We start from the raw sequence: 25,797 nt of genomic DNA, 5'->3' as shown, positions 1-25,797 counted from the left end.
ATAACTTAATCATATATAGAAGTTGGTATGGAAATTAAAAAAGTTGTAGTTATTGGCTCTGGCACAATGGGTAGTGGAATAGCTGCCCATTTATGTAATGCAGGTATACCAGTTACTCTTTTAGATTTAACTACTGAAATCAGTGAAAAAGCTAGAGAAAGAATACACAAATCTAGACCTCCTTTGCTAATAGATAAAAGTAAAATTAACAATATTAATGTTGGAAATATTGAAGAAAATTTTGACGCAGTAAAAGATGCAGATTGGGTGGTAGAGGCAGTAGTAGAAAGAATTGATATTAAACATAATATTTATGAGAAGATATTTAAGAACAGAAAAAAAGGTGCAATAGTTTCATCAAACACATCATCAATTCCAATTAAAGTTTTATCAGAAAAATTAAATGACGAAGAAAAAAAAGATTTTTGTATCACTCACTTTTTTAATCCAGTTAGATACATGGGATTGTTAGAAATTGTTAAAAACGAAAATAACGATTTAAATAAAATCAATTCTTTAAAGAAATTTTGTGAAGTAGAGCTCGGTAAGGGCGCTATAGTTTGCAACGATACCCCAGGTTTTCTAGGTAATAGAATTGGTGTTTATGCAATGCAAGTTGCTATGACAGAAGCATTCAAAATGAAACTTTCAATAGAAGAAGCCGACGCAGTTTTTGGTAGACCGATGGGAATACCCAAAACAGGAGTATTTGGATTATACGATCTAATTGGAATTGATTTGATGGCTGATGTATTAAAGAGCTTTATAAAAGAACTTTCAAAAAAAGACGAATTTCAAATTGTTGCAAAAGAAATTCCATTAGTCAAAAAATTAATTGAGACAGGCTATACAGGGCGCAAAGGAAAAGGCGGCTTTTATAGAATGAATAAAAGTGGGGATCAAAAAATTTTAGAAGCAATAAATTTAGAAACAGGAAAGTATTCTGCAACAAAAAAAATAGATTTAGGAATTGAGACTGTTGATATTAGTAATTTAATTAATCGAAAAGATAAGTTTGGTGAGTATGCCTGGATTGTAATTTCAAAAATAATTAAATATGCATCTTCACTTGTTCCGGGGATTACTGATAAGTTTAACGATATTGATGAAGCTATGAGACTTGGTTTTAATTGGGCAATGGGTCCTTTTGAAATGTTGAAATCGATAGGTGTTACAAATTTCTTTGAAAGAATTGATAACTTTAAAAATAATAAATTTTTAGAAAATTTATCAAAAACAAAAGATGAAAATTTTTATGGAGAAAGACAAATTTATACAGACATTCAAACTTTAGGAAAAATAAGACCATCATCAATTAAACTAGATAAAAATAATTCAGCTGAAATTCATCGATTTAAAGATTTTAATATTGTTGAATTTACAACAAAAGCTTGTGCATTAGATTATGACTCAATGGATGCACTGAAAAATGCAACTGACAAACCCTTAATAATAATTAATGAAAGCATGCAATTTTCAGCAGGTGTAAATTTAAGTTATACTATGAATTTTGCTGACAAAGGAGATTTTAAATCAATTGAAAAATTCATTAAGTATTTTCAAGATACATGCAAAACTTTAAAATACTCTAAGTACCCTGTTGTATCAGCTCCCTCTGGACTTACGCTTGGAGGAGGCTTCGAGGTTTTAGTTCAAAGTAATTTTGTTGCATCACATACAAATTTAGTTATTGGATTGGTTGAAACTATTGTTGGATTAGTTCCAGCAGGCGGGGGATGTAAGGAAATGTTGTGGAGATGGTCACAAACAGAAGAAGCAAAATCAGACCCAGATTATGCACCACTAAAAGTTTTTGATATTATTGGTTATGCTAAAACAGCTACATCTCCAATCGAGGCTGAGCCATTAAAGTATTTAAGACCAGAAGACAAAAAAATAATGAACAGAAACAGTCTTTTTGAGGAGTCAAAAAATTTAATTGATCAAAATAATGATTTTGTTCCTCCAGAAGAGTGCAATTTCAAACTTTCTGGAAAGCCGTTGAAAGATAAAATGATTAAGGTTTTAGAGAAATTATACAACGAAAAGGTAATTTTAGATCATGGTATGCATGTTGGAACTGAGCTTGCAAACGTTTTAAGTGGTGGAGACACTACTATTGAAAAAGTATTGTCAGAGGATGACCTGTATAAACTAGAACTAGATTCTTTTATGAGACTGATAGAAACAAAACAAACTCAAGAAAGAATTAAACATACATTATCGACAGGTAAACCTTTAATTAATTAGAATTAAACATTCTAAAGGTTTTAATATAATCAGGTCTTAAAACATAAATTGCCTTATTACCTGTTTTAATTTTAGTTAATATATCTAAACCATAAACTACTTTACCAATTGGAGTATATTCACCTTGATAAATTGGAATTTCTTTTAATGTAATAAAGAATTCACTATCTTCTGTATCAAATTCTGTTGCTCTAGCAAAACCAACACTTCCCTTTGTAAATTTAAAATCGTTGCTTAGTTCTGATTTTAACAATCCCAGTCCAGACTTTCCGCTACCAATTTTGGAATAATCTAAATTATTTATATTTCCATACTCAATATCTCCAGCTTGTACAAAAGTATTTTCTGAAACTTTATAAAAAGCAGAACCATCATACATTTTTTGTTCAATTAATATTTTAAATCTTTCCACCGCTTTAGGAGAAATATCTGGATAAAGTTCAATTATTACATTTCCACACTCAACATTCATTACTGCAATATTATCTGGATAATTAAATTTAAGTTTACTTAAATTATTTTTTTCTACAAATAGACATTTATTTTTTAATAAAAAAAAAGATGTAAAAGCAAAAATTGAAAGACAAATTAAAAATATAAATAAAATTTTTTCTGATTTTGAGGCTTTAATAGTTTTAATCATAAAATATTTTTATCTATTTTAGCTAAATTTAATTTTATAAAATTCACTTTATTATTTAGGATTTTGTCACTATTAATTTTATCTTCAATTGTTTCTTTATCAGTCATTAAAAATGAAAAAATTTCCGCCATATCTTCAGATGGGATAGATTTAGAATATTCTGTTAAAAAGCCATCGGTTTTTTCATATAGATCTAAATTCAATCTATCAGAACAAGTTGAACATTCAGCATAATTAAATGATGTTAAATTAAAAGAAGAAAATTTATCCTCATCGAAAAATTCAATGTGAGTGTTTTGCATCATATGAAAAATTTCATGATGAATCATTCTTTCAAAATATTTTTTATTAAAATTAATATCTAAAATTAATGTCCTGTTTTTATTATCAGGTATTCCACCAGTATTAATTTCAGAGATGAATAAATTTTCACAAAATACTATGTATTTTAATTTTATCTTATTAAGAAAATTAGAATTATATCGATTAAGATTTTTTTCAATTAGAGGAAATTTTGAATTTAAATTATTTATATTAACTTTATCGCAAGAAATGTTGTTATTTACACCAATTTTAAAATTACCTTTAGCGCTTAAATAACGAATATTATTATCATTTTTTAATTTATAAATTTCTAAATTTGGAATTTTTATCAGATTATAAATTTCATCAGCATTTACATGCGAAATATGAAAAATAAGAATAAATAAAAATAAAATTTTCATTAAATTATTATAGACGAATTAGATGAGATAATATTATCTTAGATTATTAAAAAATGAAAAAAGAAAGAAACAAAAATCCAATTCAACCAGTTAGTGGAACTAAAGTTCCAAGATTTGCTGGCCCAAGCACTTTTGCAAGACTTCCTGAACTTAGAGATGTAGAAAGTTGTGATGTTGCAATTGTTGGTGTTCCGTTTGATGCTGGAACTAGTTATAGACCAGGAGCAAGATTTGGTCCACAAAGCATCAGGCAAGCATCAAGACATTTAAGAACCAATTATCATCCAAGCTATGATGTTGAGCCTTTTAAAATCCAACAAGTTGCAGATGCTGGCGATATCGCTTGTAACCCATTTAGTATTGATGAAGCAATTAAACAAATAGAAGTAGGTGCAACAGATTTACTAAATAAGGTTGGGGGAATTATAAGTTTAGGTGGAGATCATACTATTGCAGTACCACTGTTAAGAGCAATCAATAAAAAAAATAAAGGCCCTGTATCTTTAGTTCATTTTGATGCTCACTTAGATACTTGGGACACATATTTTGGTGCACCTTATACTCACGGAACTCCATTCAGAAGAGCAAGAGAAGAAGGATTATTTTTAGATGATGCTTCTATGCATGTTGGAATTCGAGGCCCACTTTATAGTAGAGATGATATTAAAAATGATGAAAGTTTTGGATTTAAAATAATTCATTGTGATGAGTTTCAAACAGAAGGAACGGATAAAATAGCAGAAAGAATAAGAAAAAGAGTGGGAGATAATCCTTTATACTTATCAATTGATATTGATGTTTTAGACCCTGCATTTGCTCCAGGTACTGGTACACCAGAAATTGCAGGGATGACTACAAGAGAAATGGTAAACGTTTTAAGAGGTTTGTCTGGATTAAATTTAGTTTCAGCAGACGTCGTTGAGGTTTCTCCAGCATATGATCATGCAGAAGTAACTTCTTTAGCAGCAGCAACTATTGTTTATGAATTAACTAATTTATTTGCAAAAACATAAAGAAAGGATAACGTCAAAACATGTTAGACAAAAAAAATTTTTACATTAATGGAGCTTGGGTAAAACCAAATAGCTCAGAGGAAATTAAAGTAATTGATCCTGCTACTGAAGAAAATTGTGCTGTAATTACTTTGGGAAATAAGGCTGATGTTGATATTGCTGTTAATGCAGCTAATGACGCCTATGAGTCTTGGGCTTTTTCTTCTAAAGAAGAAAGAATTGGATTATTAGAAAAACTTTATGAAAATTATAAGAAAAGATGGGCAGACATTGCAGAAGCTATAACTCTTGAGATGGGTGCTCCAAAAGATTTTGCAACAAAATTACAAGCAGGTACAGGAGCAAGTCATATCAAATCATTTATTAGATATTTAAAAAATTTTGAATTTGAAAAACCGTTAGGAGATCATGCTCCTAACCAAAGATTAATTTATGAACCAAAAGGTGTTTGTGCATTAATAACACCATGGAATTGGCCGATGAACCAAGTTTGTTTAAAAGTAATGCCAGCAATAGCTGCAGGTTGTACAATGGTTTTAAAGCCATCAGAATTAGCACCACTCTCTTCAATGATACTTGCTGAAATTATTGATGATGTAAAATTTCCAAAAGGTGTGTTCAATTTAGTTAATGGTGATGGAGAAACAACAGGTGATGCTCTTACAAGTCATCCAGATATAAATATGATCTCTTTTACGGGATCAACAAGAGCAGGAGCTTTGATTTCACAAAATGCTGCTAAAGATTTTAAAAGAGTAAGCTTAGAATTAGGTGGTAAAGGAGCAAATATAATTTTTAAAGATGCTGATCCAGAGGCTATTGAAAGAGGTGCTTTAAGATGTTTTAGAAATTCTGGACAATCTTGTAATGCGCCAACAAGAATGTTAGTTGAAAAATCAATGTATGAAGAAGCTATTGAGAGATTAAAAAAATATACTGAAAGTTTTGAGGTTGGTGACCCTAAAAAAGAAGGAGAACATATAGGTCCAGTTATTTCAGAAAATCAATACAATAAAATACAAACTTTAATTCAAAAAGGAATAGATGAAGGTGCAAAATTAGTTGCTGGAGGAACAGGTAAACCTGATGGATTAGACAAAGGTTACTTTGTTAAACCAACTGTTTTTGCGGACGTAAATAATAATATGGATGTTGCAAGAACAGAAATTTTTGGACCAGTTTTGTCAGTTATTCCATTTGAAACAGAGGAAGAAGCAATAAAAATCGCAAATGACACTGCTTATGGATTAACAAACTATATCCAAACCCAAGACTCTAAAAAGGTACAAAGAGTTGCAAGAAAATTAAGATCTGGAATGGTAGATGTTAATGGAGCTGGAATTGCTGTTGATGCACCTTTCGGTGGTTTTAAACATTCCGGAATAGGTCGTGAAGCAGGCGAACACGGATTAGAAGAGTTTTTAGAAGTAAAAGCCGTAGGTGGTTGGAGTTAATTTACTGACTTATCTTTTACACCCTCTAAAAACTTAAGGCATTTTTTCATTTCATTTAATTCTATGAACTCGTCAATTTTGTGAGCTTGTTCTATGGATCCAGGTCCACAAACAACTGTACTGATACCTAATTCTTGAAATAAACCAGCTTCTGTTCCAAAAGAAACTACTTCTCTAGAATTATCACCAGTTATATTTGATACAAATTCACATGCTTCAGACTCATCTAATCTGTTAAAACCAACAACTTCACCTATCACTTCTTTTTTAATATATGAATCTGGAAAAACTTTTTTCATCTCTGGTAGAAGTACTTCATTTGCATATTTATCAATTTCTTTCGTAACAAATTCTCCATCTTCTTTAACAACTGGTCTTGTTTCCCATTCAACACTACATTTATCTGCAATGACATTATGAGCAATACCACCTTTAATTCCACCAATTGATAAAGTTGAATGTGGAGGATCAAAAATACTATCTTTTTGAACTCTTTTTTTTAATTCTTCTCTAATTTCTAAAAGTTTTCCAACATATCTAGTAGCATATTCAGCTGCATTTACTCCTAAATGTGGTTTAGAACTATGTCCCGCAAGTCCTCCAAAGTGAACTGTGTATTCATTCATACCTTTGTGGGCGTCAATAATTTTCATTTTAGTTGGTTCACCAATTATACAAATTCCATTTTTGATTTCTCTTTTTTTTAATTCCTCTATTAATAAAGGGGCTCCAATACATGCGGTCTCTTCATCAAATGTGTAACAGAAATGTAAGTCTCTATCTAAATTACTTTCTTTGAAGATAGGTGCATAAGCAAGTGTACATGCAATAAAACCTTTCATATCACATGAGCCTCTTCCATATAATTTATCATTTTTAATAGTTGCAACGAATGGATCACTGCTCCAACCTTTAGATACGGGAACCACATCAGTGTGACCAGATAATATAATTGGTTTTTTTATGCTTTGATTTTTTGCTTTTAGAGTTCCAAAAAGATTTACTCTTTTTTTATCATCATCATAAACTTTGAAAGTATCTATTCCGATGTTATTTAAAATTTTTTCACAATAATCAATTAAATTACTGTTATCTTGACCTGAGATAGTTTTAAATGCGATTAAGTCAGTTAAAATCTTGATTGATTTTTCATATAAATTGTTATCTATACTCATAAACTTAAAACACTATATTATATTATGATTAAAGAGCAAATTACCTATAATGATTTTGATAAAGTAGATATTAGAATTGGTACTGTAATTTCTGTAAAAAAAAATGAAAAAGCGAGAAAGCCATCTTTAGTGGTTGAAGTTGATTTTGGAAGCGAAATTGGCATTAAACAATCTTCGGCTCAAATTACCCATTATTATAATGAGGAGAATTTAAAAGGAAAACAGGTTATTGCTGTTTGTAATTTTCCTGAAAAAAATATTGCCGGAATAGTTTCTCAAGTATTGGTTTTAGGAGCAATTGATGCCGATGGCAAAGTTATACTTGTTCATCCTTCTCAAAAAGCAGAAAACGGATTACCGATTGCTTAATAATGCATCCTGAAATTCTTTCTATAACTTTATTTGGAATTGTTGCAGCATTTACACCTGGACCAAATAATTTCGTTGCTTTCTATTCTGGTTTCAATTTTGGTATTCTTAGAACACTGCCACATATAATTGGTGTAACTTTAGGATTTCCATTTTTGTTATTATGTTTAGCTCTAGGGTTGATAAATATTTTTAAACTTTATCCTTTAATTCAAGAGGTATTGAAATATTTAGGAACTCTATTTTTAATTTATTTAGCATACAAAATTTCTTTTTCAGGACCTTCTGATCAGGAAAATAAAAACAAAAATCCAATTAAGTTTCATGAAACTTTTATTTTTCAATTCTTAAATCCTAAAGGCGTTATTGCATCAATTATTCTTGTTTCAACTTATATTAATCCAGGAGAAACCTTTGTAAGTTATACGACTCAAATTATCATTATGGCCTTAATTGTTTCAGTGACCAGTATAACTCTGTGGACCTTCTTAGGTAAATTTTTCAGGAAATTTGCGACAAATCAGAAATTTATTAATTACTTTAATTATGCTATGTCACTGCTTCTTTTAACAAGCATAATAACTTTTTATTTATAATATGACCCCAGGAAATAAAAATTCTTATAAATCACTAAAAAAAATCACAGTCAATGACAAGGAGTACAATTATTATTCATTAAATGAAGCAGAAAAAAATGGACTTGAAGGAATAGATAAACTTCCAAAATCTCTTAAAGTTTTACTAGAAAATTTATTAAGATACGAAGACGACTTGAGTGTAACAAAATCTCAAATAGAGGCGATTAAAAACTGGCTAAAGACAAAAAAATCTAAAACTGAAATTGCATATAGACCAGCAAGAGTTTTGCTTCAAGATTATACAGGAATACCTGCAGTTGCAGATTTAGCTGCAATGAGAGAAGCAGTTAAAGAAAAAAATAAAGATCCAAATACAATAAATCCACTGTCTGCAGTTGATCTTGTAATTGATCACTCTGTGCAAGTCGACCAATCTGCAAAAGCAAATTCTTTTGAAAAAAATGTCGATATAGAATTTGAAAGAAATGGTGAGAGATATTCTTTTTTAAAATGGGGACAGCAGGCATTTGATAATTTTAGAATAGTTCCACCAGGAACAGGAATTTGTCACCAAGTAAATCTTGAATATTTGTCAAAAGTTGTTTGGTCAGAAGAATTTAAAGGTGAAAAATATCTTTTTCCAGATACTTTAGTTGGAACGGATAGTCATACAACAATGGTAAATGGTTTATCTGTTTTAGGATGGGGTGTTGGAGGAATTGAAGCTGAAGCAGGAATGTTAGGTCAACCAATTTCCATGTTAATACCAGAAGTCATCGGTTTTGAAATGAAGAACAAAATGCCAGAAGGAACTACTGCAACTGATTTAGTATTAACTGTTGTTAAAATGTTAAGAGATAAAGGAGTGGTTGGTAAGTTTGTTGAGTTTTATGGAGAGGGTTTAAAAAATTTAACACTAGCGGACAGAGCAACAATTGCAAACATGGCACCAGAATATGGTGCTACTTGTGGTTTTTTTCCTATCGATGAAGAAACATTAAAGTATTTGAAATTTTCTGGAAGAGATCAACAAACTGTTGATATCGTAGAAAATTATGCCAAGGAACAAGGTTTATGGGCGAGTAACGAAATAGAATTTACTGACATTATATCTTTAGATATGTCCACAGTCGTACCAACTATTTCAGGACCTAAAAGACCTCAAGACAAAGTTCTGTTAACAGATGCACCTAGTTCGTTTCAAAAAGTATTGCAGGAAGCTACAAATAAAAATGAAAAGTCAATTTCGAAAGTATCAAATACAGATTACGAAATTAAAGATGGCTCAATATTAATTGCTGCAATAACTTCATGTACTAACACTTCTAATCCAAATGTTTTAATCGGGGCTGGACTATTAGCTAAAAAAGCTATTGAAAAAGGTTTGCAGGTTAAACCCTGGGTAAAAACTTCTTTAGCACCTGGATCTCAAGTAGTTACAGACTATTTGGCAAAAGCTGGATTAAACACTTATTTAGATCAGCTTGGCTTTAATTTAGTTGGGTATGGCTGTACTACTTGCATTGGAAATTCAGGACCACTTCCAGAAAATATTGTAGAAGCTATCCAAAAAGAAAATATTTATGCTGTTTCAGTTTTATCTGGGAATAGAAATTTTGAGGGAAGAATTTCTCCACATATAAAAGCTAACTATTTGGCTTCACCTCCACTTGTTGTTGCATACGCAATAGCTGGGCATATGGAAGTTGATTTGTACAAAGATCCATTGGGAAAAGATAAAGAAGGAAAAGATGTATTTTTAAAAGATATTTGGCCTTCAAATAAAGAGATAGAAGAAACTTTAAAAGATTCACTTAATGCTGACATGTTTATACAACGATACTCAAATGTTTCAGAGGGCCCAACTCAATGGCAAAAAATTAAAACTGATAAAAGCAGCATCTATAATTGGGATGAGGGATCAACATATGTAAAAAAACCTCCGTTTTTTGACTCGTTACCAGATAAACCAGAAGGATTTAAAGAAATTAAGGACGCAAGACCATTATTAATTTTAGGTGATATGGTTACAACTGATCATATATCGCCAGCTGGTAGTATTCAAAAAGATAGTCCAACTGGTGAATATTTCATGGAACACCAAATTTTACCTAAAGATTATAATTCATACGGTTCAAGAAGAGGTAACCATGAAGTTATGATGCGAGGAACTTTTGCAAATATAAGAATTAGAAACGAAATGGCTCCAGGTACAGAAGGTGGTTTTACTAAGTTATACCCAGAAGAAAAAGTTCTTCCTGTCTATGATGCAGTTGTTGAATATAAAAAAAGAGGAACAGATTTGGTTGTTATTGGTGGAAAAGAGTATGGAACTGGATCATCTAGAGATTGGGCAGCTAAAGGAACAAAATTACTTGGGATAAAAGCAGTAATCGCAGAGAGTTTTGAAAGAATCCACCGATCTAATTTGATTGGAATGGGAATATTACCGTTACAATTTATTGAAGATGTAAATAGAAAAAATTTAAAATTAATTGGTTCTGAATTAATTAGTATTCTAAATATAGAAAAGGGTGTTAATCCCTCAGATGAAGTGACAGTTGAAATTAAATATGCTTCAGGCGAAATAAAGAAAATTAAAACTTTATGCAGAATTGATACAAAAAATGAATTAGAGTATTATAAAAATGGAGGTATTCTGCAGTACGTTTTAAGGAATATGATTTAGTTATGGATGAAGATTTATCAATTATAAATACCAATACTAGAAATGAAAAAATTAAGAATTTTTTTGTAAATAATAAAAATAAAATAATTTCAGGTATAATTATCTTAATAATTATTATAGTTGGTGTTTTTAGTTACGATAAATATTTAATTAATAAAAAAAAAGATATCTCAGATAGTTATAATTCAATAATCATTGATTATTCAGAAAAAACAAAAGAAAAAACAGCTAGTAGCCTGATTGAAATTGTAAACAAGAAAGATCCAACTTATTCACCTTTATCCCTTTATTTCATCATTGATAATAATCTTGTAAGTGATCAGTCTAGAATTAATTCACTATTTGATATATTGATAAACGATACTTCGTTAGACAGTGAGATTAACAATTTGATTATATACAAGAAGGCACTCTACAATGCAGATAACGCTCAGGAGAATGACCTTCTAAACATGCTAAATCCACTGATTAATTCAAAAAGTGTCTGGAAATCACATTCTTTATATTTAATAGCAGAATATTTTTATGCAAATAATCAAAAACAAAAAGCTAAAGAATTTTTCAATCAAATAATAGCTTTAGAAAATTCAAATCCAGACATAAGACTTCAAGCAGAGAAAAGATTGAACAGAGACTTGAGTGAATAAATTAATTTTTACTTTCATTGCATTATTTTTTCTTAATAACTGTTCATTTAATGAAAACTCCAGAATTTGGAAAGATAAAGAAAATAAATTAGAAACAGATAAAAAAATAACAAAAGTTTTTGCAGAAGAAAATATAAGTGTTTCAGAATTTAATAGAGATTTAAAATTAGATTTATCCTCAATAAAAATAAATAATAAAAAAAATGAAAATCAAAATAATCTTGGTTTGCAAAATTACAAAGGTGAATTAGCAAAGATTGGCAATTTTAAATTTTCAAAGTTAGAGGAAATTAATCAATTAGATTTCGAACCGATTTTTTTGAAAAATGGAATAATATTTTTTGATAAAAAAGGTTCAATTATTAGGTATGATAATAATCAGAAAGTTATTTGGAAAAAAAATCATTATTCAAAATCTGAAAAAAAATTAAAACCAAAACTTAATTTTTTAGTAGATGGTCAAAATCTTTTAGTAACTGATAGCATAGCAAAATATTATTCTATGAATATTAGTACTGGAGAATTAAATTGGTCAAATAATAATGATTATCCGTTTAACTCAAATATTAAAAAGCATAAGGATAAAATATTTGTTATTGATTATAAAAATACGTTGAGATGTTTTAAAATTAAAGATGGTTCTGAATGTTGGAATTTGCAAACAGAGGACTCATTTACAATTTCAAATATTAAATATTCTTTAATTATTTTAAACGACAATGTTATTTTCAATAATTCTATAGGAGATATTACAGCGGTAGATATTGAAACAGGTTTAATTACATGGCAACTACCTACACAGAGTAGCTCGATAATAAATGAAACTTATAACTTTAAGAGTTCTAAACTAGTATCAGATGGAAACTCAGTATTTTTTTCAAATAATAAAAATCAGTTTTATTCAATTGATTTAAAAACAGGAACAACAAACTGGATAAATGAAGTTAATTCTAATGTAAAACCTATTTTGGTTGGAAATCTAATTTTTACAATCTCTAATGAAGGTTATTTATATTTAATTGACAAAAATAAAGGCAATATAGTTCGAATTACAGATCTATTTATGAATTACAAAGATAAAAAAAGAAAAAATATTTATCCAATTGGTTTTGTAATTGGACATAAAAACGTATTTTTGACTAGCTCAGATGGTAAAATGATCATAGCTGGGATTGAGGATGGAAAAATAATAAAAATTGAAAAAGTTTCTGGTGGATTAGTATCTGAACCATTTATATTTAATAACAATTTATATGTAGTAAGAAATGGATCAATTGTACAATATAACTAAACATGTTCTTAAAATTTTTAGAAAAAATTGGTAGAAAAAAAGTTGTATTAGATAGAGGACCTTCACATCCAAATTTTAAAGAGGCAAAGCCTTGGATGAACCGTTACTATGTTTTGATGAGGTATCGACCTAAATGGTTTCCATTCAATATATTAATTCATGAGATGCTAGCAGATGACCATGGAGAAGGAGTTCATAATCACACATTTCCTTATATCACTATAATTTTAAGAGGCGGTTATTGGGAAACATTAAGCACCGGCAAGTTTTGGCGTCCACCTGGGTATATTGGTTTTAGATCAGCAAATAATTTGCATAGAGTAGATTTGGAACCGGGAACTAAACCATTAACTTTATTTATCTCAGGTCCATTCGGGCTTAGGAAAGGACCAAGATCAGAGTATGGTATTGACTTTAAAACTAAAAAAAATTGATGCCAAAAAAATTTGAAAAAGAATTCATATCTTATTGTGAAATTCAAAATTTAGAAGTTAATCCTAATCAAATCAAAGTTATTAAAAAATTAGAAGATTACCATAATAGTAATTACAAATCATTTTTTTCAAAATTATTTTCCAAACAAAAAACTAAAAAAGGATTTTATTTATATGGTGGTGTAGGGGTTGGTAAAACAATGATTTTAAACTTCTTTTATGATCATCTTGAAGAAAAAAAATTAAAAAAGCATTTTAATGAATTTATGTTAGGTTTTCATGATTTTGTCCATGAGCAAAAAGAAAAAAATGAAGAAAATGTAATCAATCAATTTGTCAAAAATTTAAAATCAAAAGCTTCATTAGTTTATTTCGATGAGTTCCAAGTAACAAACATTGTTGATGCAATGATTTTAGGAAAACTATTTGAACAAATATTTAAAGAAGATATTAAAATTATTCTTACTTCAAATACTAAAATTTCGGAACTTTATAAAGAAGGTCTTCAACGTGAACAATTTATACCTTTTATAAAAATAATGGAAGATCAATCAATCGAGCATGAATTAAAAATTGAGGATGATTATAGAAAATCTAATGATAATCAAAAACAAAGATATTTTTTTCCACTTAATCAAGAAACTAATTTTAAGATTAACAAATTTTTTCGAACAATAACAAAGGATAAAAAAAAATCTTCAATAAAAATTAATGTAAAGGGAAGAGAATTTAAAATAGAAAACTTTTATGAGGGAATTGTTAGATGTGATTTCAATCAACTTTGTGATCAAAATTTAGGATCGGAAGATTATTTAGAAATAGTTAAAAACTGTAAATTTATGGTAATAGATCAAATACCTCGATTTAATGATATAAATTCAAATCAACAACAACGTTTTATCACTTTATTAGATATAATTTATGATAAAAATATTTCATTAGCAGTGACAGCTGATCTAAATTTAAATCAATTTACCTCTTCAAGATTATTAGAAAAACCATTTAAACGAACCATTAGTCGATTGTATGAGCTTACATCGAAGGAGTATATATAATGAAACAAGAATTTTATAATCTTCAAATTAAGACTAATGGTCAAAAGTTATATGAGTTTACTAATGATACAATTCATTGGATTGGTCAAAATAACTTTAAAAATGGTATTCTTAATTTAAGTATCCAGCACACAAGTGCCTCATTAATTGTTCAAGAAAATGTAGATCCAGATGTACAAACAGACTTAATAAATTATTTTGATAAATTAGCTCCTATGGATAACAAACTATATGTTCATACTACGGAGGGAAAAGATGATATGCCTGCACATATTAAATCCGCATTAACAAATAATCAAATTTCTTTAAGTGTGAAAGATAGTGAATTGTTGCTTGGAACTTGGCAGGGTATATATTTATTTGAACACAGATTAGAGGCTCAAAAAAGAACTATAATTCATCATTTTATTGGAGAATAAAATTAAATTTATTTTTTCTTCAAAGATTGAAACGCTTCAAGAGCTGCTGCTCTAGCTTTTTCATGAACAACAATGGGCACTGGGTAATCTTTGCCAATAATTGTTTTTATAGCTTCTTGATACTTTAATTCCATTTCCCATGGTTTATGAATAAATTTATTTGGAACATTTTTAAGTTCAGGAACCCATTTTTTTACATAATTGCCTTCTTTATCAAATTTTTCACCCTGAAGTATTGGATTAAATATTCTAAAATAAGGTGCTGCATCTGCACCACAGCCAGCAACCCATTGCCATTGAGCAACATTATTAGCTTTGTTAAAATCTAGTAGACAATTTCTAAAATGCTTCTCACCTTCAGTCCAATTAATTCTCAAATGTTTGACTAAAAATGAACCAACAACCATTCTTATTCTATTATGCATCCATCCAGTCTCATATAATTCTCTCATACCTGCATCGACAATAGGATAACCGGTCATTCCTCTTTTCCATGCTTTTAAGAATTTCTCATTTTTTGCCCAAGGGAATTTATCAAATTCCTTTCTAAAATTCCCTTTTAAGAATTCTGGGAAATAATTAATTAAACTATGTGAAAACTCTCTCCAACCAAGTTCATTAATATATTTTCTATAACCAATTCCTTTTGATTTAATTTTAGAACATTTTTTCCAAATACTGCCTACATGAATTTGGCCATGTTTGATGTAAGGAGATAATTTAGAGGTCCCTTCGATAGATGGTATATCTCGAGAAGTTCCATAATCCTTAATTTTATTTTCAATTAAATTTTTTAATATTTTTTTTGAGTCATTTTCTGAAACTTTCCAATATTTTTCAAATTTTTTATACCAATTTTTTTTTGGTAAAATATCTATTGGTTCAATACATTTTTTAAAAATTGTAATCTTTTTTATTTTCTTTTTAACAATATAGTTTTTGCTTGGTGGTTGATTTAAATAAACTTGCTCCGCATTTCTCCAGAAAGGGGTAAACACTTTAAAGGGAGTTCCATCATTTTTTGTTATCTCTTGAAATTCATTTAAAATATTTCCTTTGAAATATTTATAATTGATTTCATTTTTAATAAATAGGTCACGTATTTTTTTTCCTTTAGCTATAACATCTGGCTCATAAATTTTATTCCAATAAACTGAAAGCTTATCCTTTTTATTAAATTTAGAAAAAATTTCTAATTCATCGCCTTTTACTATTTCAAGATTAATTTTATAATCCGACAATTCTTTTTTTAAGGTTTCTAGAGATTTATAAACCCACCATTTTTGAGCTTCTCTTTTGTTATCAAAATCATTATTATTATAAATATATAATGCAATTACATTATCATGACTTTGTGTTGCAAAAGATAAAGCAGGATTATTTTCAATTCTAAAATCCTCTCTTATCCAAAAAATACCTGTGCTACTCATTGATTTAATTTTGGTTAATTAACTTTTGATACATTTCTTGATCAGTATCTCCTTCACAGCCAAAAACCAAAACATTAGATTTTTCATTTAGATCTAATTTTTCTTTAATTGCTTGATCTTCACAACTTGTAATTAGACTGATTACACCAGGTGCTGAGTTTTCTCCTGCAATTATTTTATCATCACTAAAGCTTGAATTTCCAAGTAGTTTCATAGTTTTTGCAATATCATCATCTGGTAAACTAATACAATATTTAACTGAATTTTTGAGTATTTCCCATGGGACCAATGATACTTCACCACACGACATACCACCCATTAAGCTTTCTCTTTTAATATCTATTTTTTCTATTTTTCCAGTTTTAATGCTTTCCATTACACACGCGGCACTATCCGGTTCAACAACTATAATTGTTGGAACATAGTTCAAATATCTTGCAATACCTGCAACCATGGCAGCAGCCATGCCACCAACACCAGCCTGTAAAATGATGTGAGTTATTTTCTCTTCCTGGATTTGATTAGTTATCTCCTTCATCATTACCGTATAACCTGCCATTGTATACTTGGGGACGACCATATAATCTTTCCAAGCAACATCCTGAACTATTTGCCAATTATTTTTAGTAGACTGTTTTATGCATTCCATCAAAGATTTTTCATAATTACCTTTTACTTTTACTACATCTGCTCCAAGTGCGGCCATAGCTTTTCCTCTTGCATCACTTACAAATTCACTAATGAATATTTTACAGCTTAGACCTAATCTTTTAGCACCCCAGGCAACTGATCTTCCATGATTGCCAGCAGTAGCTGTTGCCACCACTATATCTTTATTTCCTTTGGTTACTTTTTCTACTGCATAAGCTCCGCCTAAAGCTTTAAAAGATTTTAAATCAAATCTTTTATTTTCATCTTTATAAAAAATTTTGTTTAAATTTAATTCTTTTGAAAGTTTATTTAAAGAAAGCAGGGGAGTAGGAGAATAACCTTTCCACTCAGAAATACTCTTATAAGCATCATCAATTTCTTCTGAGGGTAAAGAATTAAGAATTTCTTTTTTGTTAAATGAGTAATTTTTATTGTCTGTAAATTCTGTATATTTCCATTGATGACCGTTAGATAATATAGTCATGTACTAACAATCTAAAGTATTATCTTTTTCCCACTTTGTAACATCTTTTGTTTTATCAAAACTATCTTTTGATTTGAATTCATTGATTTCTGAACTTCTTAACTTTATATAACTTTCAATAACATCTTTGCCAAAAGCATCATTCATATCTTTATTATTTTTTAATAAATTTAATGATTGTGCAAGTTCATCAGGCAGTTTAGGTAAGTTGGGATATTTATGATGATCTTCATACATATTGCAATCCAAAGGTTTGCCTGGATTAACGTTATTTTTTAAACCATATAGACCAGCTGCTAAAACACTTGCTTGCAATAAGTAAGGATTAGCAGAACCATCCATTAATCTTAATTCAAATCTTCCAGGATCGGGGATTCTTATCATGTGTGTTCGATTATTACCTGTGTAAGAAATACTGCTCGGTGACCATGATGCTCCAGATTTTGTAGGTGGTGCATTTATTCTTCTGTAACTATTTATTGTTGGGTTAAAAAATGCAGATAAAGATGAAGCATTTTTAATTACACCACCTAAAAAATTATAGGCCATTTTACTTAAACCAAGTTTATCTTTATTATCTAAGAATTTATTTTTACTACCTTGCCAAACTGATACGTGAGCGTGGCAACCATTACCGGTTAAATTTCCAAACGGTTTAGGCATGAATGTTGCTCTCAGTCCGTGCTTTTCAGCAATTGTTTTTACCATAAACTTAAAAAAGGTATGTCTGTCAGCAGTTTTTAGGCAATCTGAATAATCCCAATTCATTTCAAATTGACCGTTAGCATCCTCGTGATCATTTTGATAAGGGCCCCATCCCATTTCAATCATACAGTCACAAATTTCCTTAATTAAATCATACCTTCTCATTAATGCAGATTGATCATAACAAGGTTTGGACTGAGTATCTCTTGGATCTGCAATTGAGTTTCCATCAGGTGAAATTAAAAAATATTCACACTCAACACCTGATTTCATTGTTAGATTTTGTTTTTTAAGTTTTTTTATCTGATTTTTTAACATTACCCTGGGCGATGCATCTACTGGTTTACCATTCATCCATAGATCAGATGCTAACCATCCAACTTCTTTATTCCATGGAAGTTGAATTAAACTATCTGGGTCGGGAATCCCAAACATGTCTGAGTCAGCAGGTGTCATATCTAACCATGCTGCAAATCCAGCAAAACCAGCTCCTGCATTTTGCATTTCTTTTATTGCATGAGCAGGTACTAATTTTGATCTTAATACACCAAATAAATCTACAAAACTGATTAAAAAATATTTAATTTTTTTTTGCTTAGCAATTTGAAATAAATTTTTAGACACAATTTAAGTTATCACAATAATTTAAAAAAAGATAAAATTGTTTCTTTATAATAAATTAAATTTACAACAATAATTACAATTATAGCTAGTATCACACCATACTTGGCTTTAGGAAATGCTACACCTCTCATTTTTGAGGGTCTTAATTCTTCTTTATCATCTTCCATAAATATAGAACATAAAAAAGGGCGCTACATTTAAGTAGCGCCCAAATTTTAATTTGAATTACCAATCGGTAATATTGCTTTTGTGATCGTTAGCACTATGTCTTTTTCTAGCAAGTCTTGAAAGTTCGTCACTTTCAGCTCTTGCAGTCAAAACGTGCCAACCAACCCATAAGATCAATGCAATGATTACCAGTATGCCTTCAACAGATCCAGCACCAGGGTAAATTGCACCAGCAACTTCTTCTGCCGGCTTATTAAGGTGATCTATCCAGTTTGTAACTGTAGCCATATTTTCCTCCTTTACCTGGTTGCAGATGAAACTGCTTTTTCATCTTCTTTAGCAGACTCCATCATTTCATAGTCTAATCCAGCTATCTCAACTTCACGCGGGATTCTTAATTTGCCCATACCGTTAAGAACTTTAGCTATGATATAGCCTGGTATTAGTCCAAGAACAACGAACATTATTAATGCTCCGATGAACTGTCCTAATGGATTAATTGTTGCATAAGTTGTTCCGTCCCACATAGCACCAACACTGTAACCAGATGATGGATAACCATTTAAGACAAAACCACAAATAACAAGACCTACAAATCCAGCATAACCATGTACCGCTACGGCACCAACTGCATCATCAATTTTGAACTTACGTTCAACCCAGTAATGTAGTTTGTATGCAATAACAACACCGATCATACCAATGATCATTGCTTGAATTGGGTGATATAAATCATTTCCAGCCGAAGCACAGATCACACCTGCTAGACCACTTGAGTAAGTCCAGAAAGGATCTCCTTTAGCAATCCAGTATCCAGCTAATAATCCTCCTGATAATGACATCAAGAAGTTAAATGTAATACCACTAAGTGTAGTAGGCGTTACGTAGATATTAGTTGCTGTCCAGTAAGATATACCCTCCATACCGTACTCAGGTCCAAGGTCGAAAATAGGTATGTTACATGCTGCGTAAAATCCCCAGAAACCAGTATAAATTAAAAATAATCCCACTGTTACTAACCAAGGATTTCTTGGTCCAATGTTTCTTGGTTCACCGCTAGACGAAAACTTACCAATTCTTGGTCCTAAAACCATTAGAACACCTAAAGCAAATCCACCCGCAATCGCGTGAATTACTCCTGATGCGTAAGCATCGTGATATCCTAGAAGTTTCAACATCCAACCATCGAAGTGCCATCCCCATGCAGCATCAATTGTCCAAAATACAGAACCAATTGCAATTGCTAAAATACCAAATGCAAAAGTCGTAATTCTTTCAATAATTGCTCCAGAAACGATGGAAGCAGCCGTCCAAGAGAAAAGTAAAAAGGCAGCCCAGAAGACACCAGAAATATGGTCCCCTAAATTGACAGCCATTAAATCGCTTGTAGCCGTATACCATGTTGCACTAAATGCTGACTCGTCCGTGATGAGCGCAGTGCTTTCATTCATTATTGATGGTGCTAATCCAGGTCCTGTTGGAAAAGCCCAGTAAATCCACCAACCAAATAAAAACCATGTTACTGTTACCAGTGGTATCAGCATCGTGTTTTTCATAAGAGTATGTTGATGGTGTTTGTATCGAGAAGCTCCAACTTCATACATACAGAAACCGACGTGAATTAAGAACATCAGTACCACTGTTACCCAGTAGTAAAATTCTGTAAATATGGTTGTAAGAGCACCTAACTGATCAGTCATATTCACTCTCCATATTAGTTTATGGGAGCCTATTAAATTTTGTGATTCGATACAAATATAAAAACGTTTAAAAACCTAGCTTGTGCACTAGGTTTTTAAAAAAAATCAACTTTTAATTGAAATATTAAAATTTTAAATATGCTTTTTTCAAATCAACAAGTGGGTGTTTTGGAGACATTTGAAACTTAACCAAAAGTTCTCTTGCTATCATATCTCTATCTTGTTGATTGTTTGGGAGTTTAATTGACTTTGGAATTGTAACCCAACCATTTGCATTTCTACAGAATACAGCAGGTCTATCTTCTTCATAACCCATATGTACATCTTCCAACCAATTTAAATCATCCCATCCCATCGCTTCTATATATTTCTTAAGAAATGGAGTTAGCTTAGAATAGTCCGGTAAAAGATTAACGTCGTATCTGTAACCAATAGACTGACCAATCATTTTTTCTCTGGCAGTCTCTTTCTTTTTACCTAACTGACCTTTAATCTCTTTTGTTTTTGCTACTTTTTTACTTTTTTTCTTTGGCATAGTTACCTCTATATTTTGTGGTAGTTATCAACACCAACTGTGTAATTAGTTCCAGCTAATGGAACTTTTGCTAAAGCCGATGCTTCTGATGTTAAAGCAGCTAAATCTTCAGGCTCTAGAGAGTGGATATTTGTTTTTCCACAAGCTCTTGCTAACAACTGAGCTTCTAAAGTCATTGAGTGAAGATAATTATAAACTCTTAATGCAGCATCATCAGGGTTTAATCTTGCTCTTAATTTAGGATCTTGAGTAGCAACACCAACTGGGCAACGTCCAGTATGGCAGTGATAACATTCACCTGCTTTTACTCCCATTTCTTTTTCAAAGTTTGCTTCTGGAATGTCTTTGTTACAATTTAATGCAATCATAGACCCTGTACCAATAGCTATTGCATCAGCTCCAAGAGCTAAAGCTTTAGCCATGTCAGCACCATCTCTTACTCCACCAGCATAAATTAAAGTTACTTTTCCAGTTTTTCCAACATCGTCGATTGCTCTTCTGGCTTCTCGAATTGCAGCAATACCAGGAATTCCAGTGTTTGCAGCAGCTATATGTGGGCCAGCTCCAGTAGAACCTTCCATTCCATCTAAGTAAATAGAGTCAGGATCACATTTTGCAGCCATACGCACATCATCATAAACTTTAGATGCGCCTAACTTTAATTGAATTGGCACTTTATTTTTCGTTAATTGTCTTAGCTCTTCTACTTTTAAAGCTAAATCATCTGGTCCTAGCCAGTCAGGGTGTCTTGCCGGAGATCTTTGATCAATACCAGATGGTAACGATCTCATCTCCGCAACTTGGTCAGTAACTTTTTGACCCATTAAGTGTCCGCCCATTCCAACTTTTTGACCCTGTCCAATAAATACCTCAATACCATCTGCTAATTGTGCATGATGAGGATTAAAACCATATCTTGATTGAATACATTGGTAGTACCATTTTTCAGAATATCTTCTTTCGTCAGGTATCATACCACCTTCACCAGAACATGTAGCACTACCAGCCATAGTTGCTCCTCTTGCTAAAGCTGTTTTAGCTTCATAAGAAAGCGCACCGAAACTCATTCCTGTAATATAAACTGGGATATCTAACTCAATTGGATTTTCACATCTTGGTCCAATAACAGTTTTTGTTTCACATTTTTCTCTGTAACCTTCGATTACAAATCTAGTTAGTGTTCCAGGTAAGAAAACTAAATCATCAAAAGTAGGAATTTTTTTCATCAATGCCATTCCTCGCATTCTGTATCTTCCTAATTGAGATTTAATATGAATATCGTCTATTACTTCAGGTGTGAAGATAGCGTTATGACCTAATAAACTTTTATTTCTTTTGCCTTCTTCATGTGCATGAACATCAGCTTTTCCACCGACACCTTTTCCATTTTTTTTAATTTTTTTAGATTTTTTCTTAGGCATTATATTGCTCCCTTCTTCTCTGTAGGTTCCAAATTGTCATAATTCCAAAGTTTTTTACCAGCTACAATTTTTTTCATTTTACTAACGTCAAAATTTTCACCAATCTCAGCTACTTTTAATTTTCTTTTTAGCCAATCTTGATCACTTTTAGTTAATTCAGCATCTACAGCATCACTACCATATGATCCAATTTCTCCACCTACGAAAATTGTCCCATCATACATTGAGTCACCTAAATTTATTCCTACGTCTCCAAGAATAATTATTCTTCCTCTTTGCATCATAAATCCAGTAAATGCACCAGCGTCACCACCAATTATTATAGTTCCACCTTTCATATCAATACCAGTTCTGGCACCAACACTACCTTTACAAATTAAATCTCCACCTCTAATTGCCGCACCAAAACAAGATCCAGCATTCTTTTCAATCACTACTTTACCAGCCATTAAATTTTCTGCACATGACCATCCAACTCTTCCATTAATTCTAACTATTGGACCATCACAAGAACCCATTCCAAAGTATCCTAAACTTCCTTCAAAAATTAAATTCAGTTTATTTAAAATACCAACTCCAAGACTGTGTTTACCTTGTGGGTTTTTTATTACTATTGTTCCATATCCTTGGCTCATTAAGTTATCGATCTCTTTATTAGCCTCAGGAGCTGTCATGTCTTTAACATCAAGATCAGTTCTTTTATTAAAATCTACATCGTATGTACCAAAGTAGTAAAAGTTTTCTGCTTCATCAGGATTAAAGAATTTTTGTTGAGTTCTTCCTGTTAATACCTCTGTATGCATACCCATTGATTGGGCTTTTGATTTTTTCGATACTGTTTTTAGATTTGCCATACTTTCACCTCCCCATCAAATGGATCATATGTATCAATTTCTTGTGGTAATACAGATCTAATTGCAATTTCCTCAGATCCCATAGCAACCAAATCATCAGACTCATATAATACCAATGGTTTTGCAGCCATTGTATCTTTTGCCATTCCCAAAGAGTCTTTTGTTGCAACAAAGTAGGTAAAAACACCATCTAAACCTGTTAAAGATGCTTTCATTCCTTCTTCTAAAGTTGCTCCATCTCTCATTTTTTCAGCAAGGTAAACTGCAATTAATTCCGAGTCACACTCAGACATAAATCTCATACCTTTGTTTTCTAAAACTCTTCTGTTATTCCAGTAGTTTGTTAATTGTCCATTATGAACTACAGATACATCACTAAATGGATATCCCCAAAAAGGGTGGGCAGATTTGATATCTACACCAGACTCGGTAGCCATTCTAGCATGACCTATAGCATGTGTTCCAACAACTTTATCTAAGCTATATCTATCACAAACCATTTTAGCGTTTCCAAGATCTTTAATCACTTCTAAAGATTTGCCCATCGAAAGAATTTCAACACCTGGAATACTTTCTATACGTTGTGAAAATTCCAAAAGGTCTTTAACATTGTAGTCAATTTCATATCTTAAAGAGTAGGGAAGAGTTCTTTCTTCTTTAACTATTTTCGCTCCCATTTCAGCCAGAGTTTCATCTACAATTTTTTTTCTTTCATCGTAAACAGATACATCTTCCATAACTGATGAACTTCCTTCTCCAACGTTTTCTCCAACTTTAAAACGCATGATGAAGTTTTTTCCATCCGTATCGCCATATAAAGCGTAACCTGTTGAATCTTCTCCTCTATGTTTTAATGCTTGAAGCATACCTTGCAATTCACTTCCAACATTTGAAGATTTCCCTCTATGAATTAAACCTGCTATTCCACACATATATTTATACCCTTTCTATCTATTTCTGTGACCTACGGTAGACAATCAAGATAAGTATCCAGATCCCATTGTGTTGTTGCACCAAGGAATCTTTCCCACTCATCGTTTTTGTACCAATGGAAAACTTTATACATTTCATCTGGCATTGCAGATTTGATTACTTCATCCTCTGCCAGTCTATCCAAAGCTTCACCTAAACTTAATGGAAGTTTTTTAACATCTTTACCAGCTTTCTGAGCTTCATAAATATTTCTAGACTCTGGAGCTGCTGGTTTCATTTTTTTAGTTATACCTTCATCACAAGCTTTTAATAAAGCAGCACCTAATAAGTAAGGATTGTGCATCGAGTCTACTGATCTATACTCAAATCTTCCTGGAGCAGAAACTCTTAAACCACAAGTTCTGTTTTGATATCCCCAGTCTGCGTAAACAGGAGCCCAAAAACCTTGGTCCCATAATCTTCTATAAGAATTTACAGTTGAAGATCCAAGAGCTGTTAATGCTGGTAAATGCTTCATGATACCTGCAATTGATTGCAAACCAATTTTACCTGGTAATTGCATATCTTTTGTATCTGGCATAAAAGTATTAGTTCCACCTTCAACATAACTAAATACTTCTTCTACACCTGGAAGAGTTTTGTTTCCAAGTTTGTTAAGTTTTATTTTTCCACCTTTCCATAAAGACATATTTGTGTGACAACCACTAGCAGAAACACCCATAAATGGTTTTGTCATAAAGCAAGCAATTAAATTATGTTCTCTAGCCACTTGAGCACAAATTTGTCTGTAGGTTGACAATCTATCTGCATTTCTTAAAACGTTATCGTAAGTCCAGTTTAATTCTAATTGGCCTGGAGCATCTTCGTGATCTCCTTGAATCATATCAAGACCCATTGCTTTTGCGTACTCAATAACCTTCATAAATACTGGTCTTAATGACTCAAATTGATCAATGTGATAACAGAATGGTTTAGAAAAACCTTTTCCTGTAGGTGTTCCATCCTCATTTTTTGTTAACCACATCATTTCAGGCTCAGTACCAACTCTTAATTCTAGACCATGTTTTTTCTTAAATTCATCCATGAAAATTCTTAAATTTCCTCTGCAGTCTGAAGTTAAATGACCGCCTGGATTTTTTCTTTCTTCTCTGTTTCTAAAACAAGTTACAAATACTCTTCCAACTCTTTTATCCCATGGTAATTGAACAAAAGTTTCAGGATCAGGTATTCCAACAAGCTCCATAGCTTCTGGTCCGTATCCAATGTAATTATTATGACGATCTAAGAACAAGTTTGCTGTAGCACCGTAAACTAATTGAAATCCTTTTTCAGCTGTTCTTTCCCAGTGATCTGCAGGTATGCCTTTACCAACAACTCTACCTGTTACAGAAATGAATTGATAATAAATATAAGTGATGCCAAGTTCATTAATTTTTTCTCTAACTTTTTTAACTAATTTTGCTCTACCTGGTTGGTTAACGTGTTTCTCTAGATCTGTCATTTTCACCCCTCAATGAATTTAATTTATTCAAACGTAGCTGAAAAATTTA

General features: G+C 31.2%; 25 protein-coding genes. 11 read left to right on the top strand and 14 right to left on the bottom strand.

Going from position 1 to position 25,797, the window contains the following annotated elements; genetic code table 11:
* Positions 1–27: 27 nt before the first annotated feature.
* A complete protein-coding gene (locus tag AMN83_RS02145; protein ID WP_075504027.1) occupies positions 28–2,250 on the top strand; it encodes a 3-hydroxyacyl-CoA dehydrogenase/enoyl-CoA hydratase family protein in 2,223 nt (740 codons plus the stop codon).
* Here the strand turns inward: AMN83_RS02145 and AMN83_RS02140 are convergent.
* Entirely contained in the window at positions 2,243–2,893 is a 651-nt protein-coding gene (locus tag AMN83_RS02140) for a peptidylprolyl isomerase (protein ID WP_075504025.1), read from the bottom strand. The two genes, AMN83_RS02145 and AMN83_RS02140, sit on opposite strands and share 8 nt — an antisense overlap.
* Positions 2,890–3,618, bottom strand: coding sequence for a putative zinc-binding metallopeptidase (locus AMN83_RS02135; protein WP_075504023.1), 729 nt, complete (start codon positions 3,616–3,618; stop codon positions 2,890–2,892). The genes AMN83_RS02140 and AMN83_RS02135 overlap by 4 nt, the downstream gene beginning before the upstream one ends.
* A gap of 53 nt (positions 3,619–3,671) precedes the next feature.
* Here AMN83_RS02135 and speB point away from each other — a divergent pair, with 53 nt between their 5' ends.
* Together speB and AMN83_RS02125 are read left to right on the top strand one after the other, a co-directional pair.
* On the top strand, positions 3,672–4,631 hold the full coding sequence (gene speB / locus AMN83_RS02130; protein ID WP_075504021.1) for an agmatinase: 960 nt from the start codon (positions 3,672–3,674) through the stop codon (positions 4,629–4,631).
* A gap of 20 nt (positions 4,632–4,651) precedes the next feature.
* A complete protein-coding gene (locus AMN83_RS02125) occupies positions 4,652–6,085 on the top strand; it encodes an aldehyde dehydrogenase family protein (RefSeq protein ID WP_075504019.1) in 1,434 nt (477 codons plus the stop codon).
* On the opposite strand, the gene argE is transcribed toward AMN83_RS02125, so the two are convergent.
* On the bottom strand, positions 6,082–7,260 hold the full coding sequence (argE, locus tag AMN83_RS02120) for an acetylornithine deacetylase (RefSeq protein WP_075504017.1): 1,179 nt from the start codon (positions 7,258–7,260) through the stop codon (positions 6,082–6,084). The genes AMN83_RS02125 and argE overlap by 4 nt on opposite strands.
* Positions 7,261–7,287: 27 nt before the next feature.
* Here argE and AMN83_RS02115 point away from each other — a divergent pair, with 27 nt between their 5' ends.
* The 8 genes from AMN83_RS02115 to AMN83_RS02080 are packed head-to-tail and all read left to right on the top strand — an operon-like array spanning position 7,288 to position 14,742.
* Entirely contained in the window at positions 7,288–7,629 is a 342-nt protein-coding gene (locus AMN83_RS02115) for a tRNA-binding protein (RefSeq protein WP_075504075.1), read from the top strand.
* A gap of 2 nt (positions 7,630–7,631) precedes the next feature.
* Positions 7,632–8,225 carry a LysE family translocator gene (locus AMN83_RS02110; protein ID WP_072090462.1) on the top strand — a complete coding sequence of 198 codons (594 nt, stop codon included), beginning with the start codon at positions 7,632–7,634 and terminating at the stop codon, positions 8,223–8,225.
* A gap of 1 nt (position 8,226) precedes the next feature.
* Positions 8,227–10,896 (top strand): aconitate hydratase AcnA, encoded by a 2,670-nt coding sequence (acnA, locus tag AMN83_RS02105; protein ID WP_075504015.1) that lies wholly within the window; start codon positions 8,227–8,229, stop codon positions 10,894–10,896.
* A 2-nt stretch (positions 10,897–10,898) separates the two neighbouring features.
* Positions 10,899–11,543, top strand: coding sequence for a hypothetical protein (locus AMN83_RS02100; RefSeq protein WP_075504013.1), 645 nt, complete (start codon positions 10,899–10,901; stop codon positions 11,541–11,543).
* On the top strand, positions 11,536–12,834 hold the full coding sequence (locus AMN83_RS02095; RefSeq protein ID WP_075504012.1) for an outer membrane protein assembly factor BamB family protein: 1,299 nt from the start codon (positions 11,536–11,538) through the stop codon (positions 12,832–12,834). The genes AMN83_RS02100 and AMN83_RS02095 overlap by 8 nt, the downstream gene beginning before the upstream one ends.
* A 2-nt stretch (positions 12,835–12,836) precedes the next feature.
* Positions 12,837–13,268, top strand: a complete 432-nt coding sequence (locus AMN83_RS02090) for a hypothetical protein (protein ID WP_075504010.1) — start codon at positions 12,837–12,839, stop codon at positions 13,266–13,268.
* Entirely contained in the window at positions 13,268–14,323 is a 1,056-nt protein-coding gene (zapE, locus tag AMN83_RS02085; RefSeq protein WP_075504001.1) for a cell division protein ZapE, read from the top strand. The genes AMN83_RS02090 and zapE overlap by 1 nt, the downstream gene beginning before the upstream one ends.
* Positions 14,323–14,742 (top strand): secondary thiamine-phosphate synthase enzyme YjbQ, encoded by a 420-nt coding sequence (locus AMN83_RS02080; protein ID WP_075503999.1) that lies wholly within the window; start codon positions 14,323–14,325, stop codon positions 14,740–14,742. Before zapE ends, AMN83_RS02080 begins: the two co-directional genes overlap by 1 nt.
* A gap of 8 nt (positions 14,743–14,750) precedes the next feature.
* On the opposite strand, the gene AMN83_RS02075 is transcribed toward AMN83_RS02080, so the two are convergent.
* From AMN83_RS02075 to AMN83_RS02030, 11 genes are all read right to left on the bottom strand, one after another.
* The gene (locus AMN83_RS02075; RefSeq protein ID WP_075503997.1) at positions 14,751–16,172 is read right to left on the bottom strand and encodes a cryptochrome/photolyase family protein; all 1,422 of its coding nucleotides are present in this window, start codon (positions 16,170–16,172) and stop codon (positions 14,751–14,753) included.
* Positions 16,173–16,176: 4 nt separating this feature from the next.
* Complete coding sequence (locus AMN83_RS02070) at positions 16,177–17,307, bottom strand: diaminopropionate ammonia-lyase (RefSeq protein ID WP_075503995.1); 1,131 nt, start codon at positions 17,305–17,307, stop codon at positions 16,177–16,179.
* Between the two features lie 3 nt (positions 17,308–17,310).
* Positions 17,311–18,636, bottom strand: a complete 1,326-nt coding sequence (glnT, locus tag AMN83_RS02065) for a type III glutamate--ammonia ligase (protein WP_075503993.1) — start codon at positions 18,634–18,636, stop codon at positions 17,311–17,313.
* A gap of 11 nt (positions 18,637–18,647) precedes the next feature.
* Positions 18,648–18,803, bottom strand: coding sequence for a hypothetical protein (locus AMN83_RS05190; protein WP_179850404.1), 156 nt, complete (start codon positions 18,801–18,803; stop codon positions 18,648–18,650).
* Between the two features lie 58 nt (positions 18,804–18,861).
* Complete coding sequence (locus tag AMN83_RS02060) at positions 18,862–19,092, bottom strand: hypothetical protein (protein ID WP_075503991.1); 231 nt, start codon at positions 19,090–19,092, stop codon at positions 18,862–18,864.
* 11 nt (positions 19,093–19,103) lie between these two features.
* Complete coding sequence (locus tag AMN83_RS02055; RefSeq protein ID WP_075503989.1) at positions 19,104–20,504, bottom strand: ammonium transporter; 1,401 nt, start codon at positions 20,502–20,504, stop codon at positions 19,104–19,106.
* A gap of 124 nt (positions 20,505–20,628) precedes the next feature.
* Complete coding sequence (locus AMN83_RS02050; RefSeq protein WP_075503987.1) at positions 20,629–21,039, bottom strand: hypothetical protein; 411 nt, start codon at positions 21,037–21,039, stop codon at positions 20,629–20,631.
* A gap of 8 nt (positions 21,040–21,047) precedes the next feature.
* Complete coding sequence (locus tag AMN83_RS02045; protein ID WP_075503985.1) at positions 21,048–22,460, bottom strand: FMN-binding glutamate synthase family protein; 1,413 nt, start codon at positions 22,458–22,460, stop codon at positions 21,048–21,050.
* Positions 22,460–23,314, bottom strand: a complete 855-nt coding sequence (locus AMN83_RS02040; RefSeq protein WP_075503983.1) for a GltB/FmdC/FwdC-like GXGXG domain-containing protein — start codon at positions 23,312–23,314, stop codon at positions 22,460–22,462. The genes AMN83_RS02045 and AMN83_RS02040 overlap by 1 nt, the downstream gene beginning before the upstream one ends.
* On the bottom strand, positions 23,302–24,246 hold the full coding sequence (locus tag AMN83_RS02035; RefSeq protein ID WP_075484315.1) for a class II glutamine amidotransferase domain-containing protein: 945 nt from the start codon (positions 24,244–24,246) through the stop codon (positions 23,302–23,304). Before AMN83_RS02035 ends, AMN83_RS02040 begins: the two co-directional genes overlap by 13 nt.
* 32 nt (positions 24,247–24,278) lie before the next feature.
* Positions 24,279–25,748, bottom strand: a complete 1,470-nt coding sequence (locus tag AMN83_RS02030) for a glutamine synthetase family protein (protein WP_075503978.1) — start codon at positions 25,746–25,748, stop codon at positions 24,279–24,281.
* Between the last annotated feature and the right edge of the window lie 49 nt (positions 25,749–25,797).

Origin of the sequence: Candidatus Pelagibacter communis (assembly GCF_001180025.1) — a bacterium.
In the GTDB taxonomy this organism is placed as follows: Bacteria; Pseudomonadota; Alphaproteobacteria; order Pelagibacterales; family Pelagibacteraceae; genus Pelagibacter; species Pelagibacter ubique_A.
Note: the sequence above shows the minus strand (reverse complement) of the source record. Positions and strands in the feature narration are given on the sequence as shown.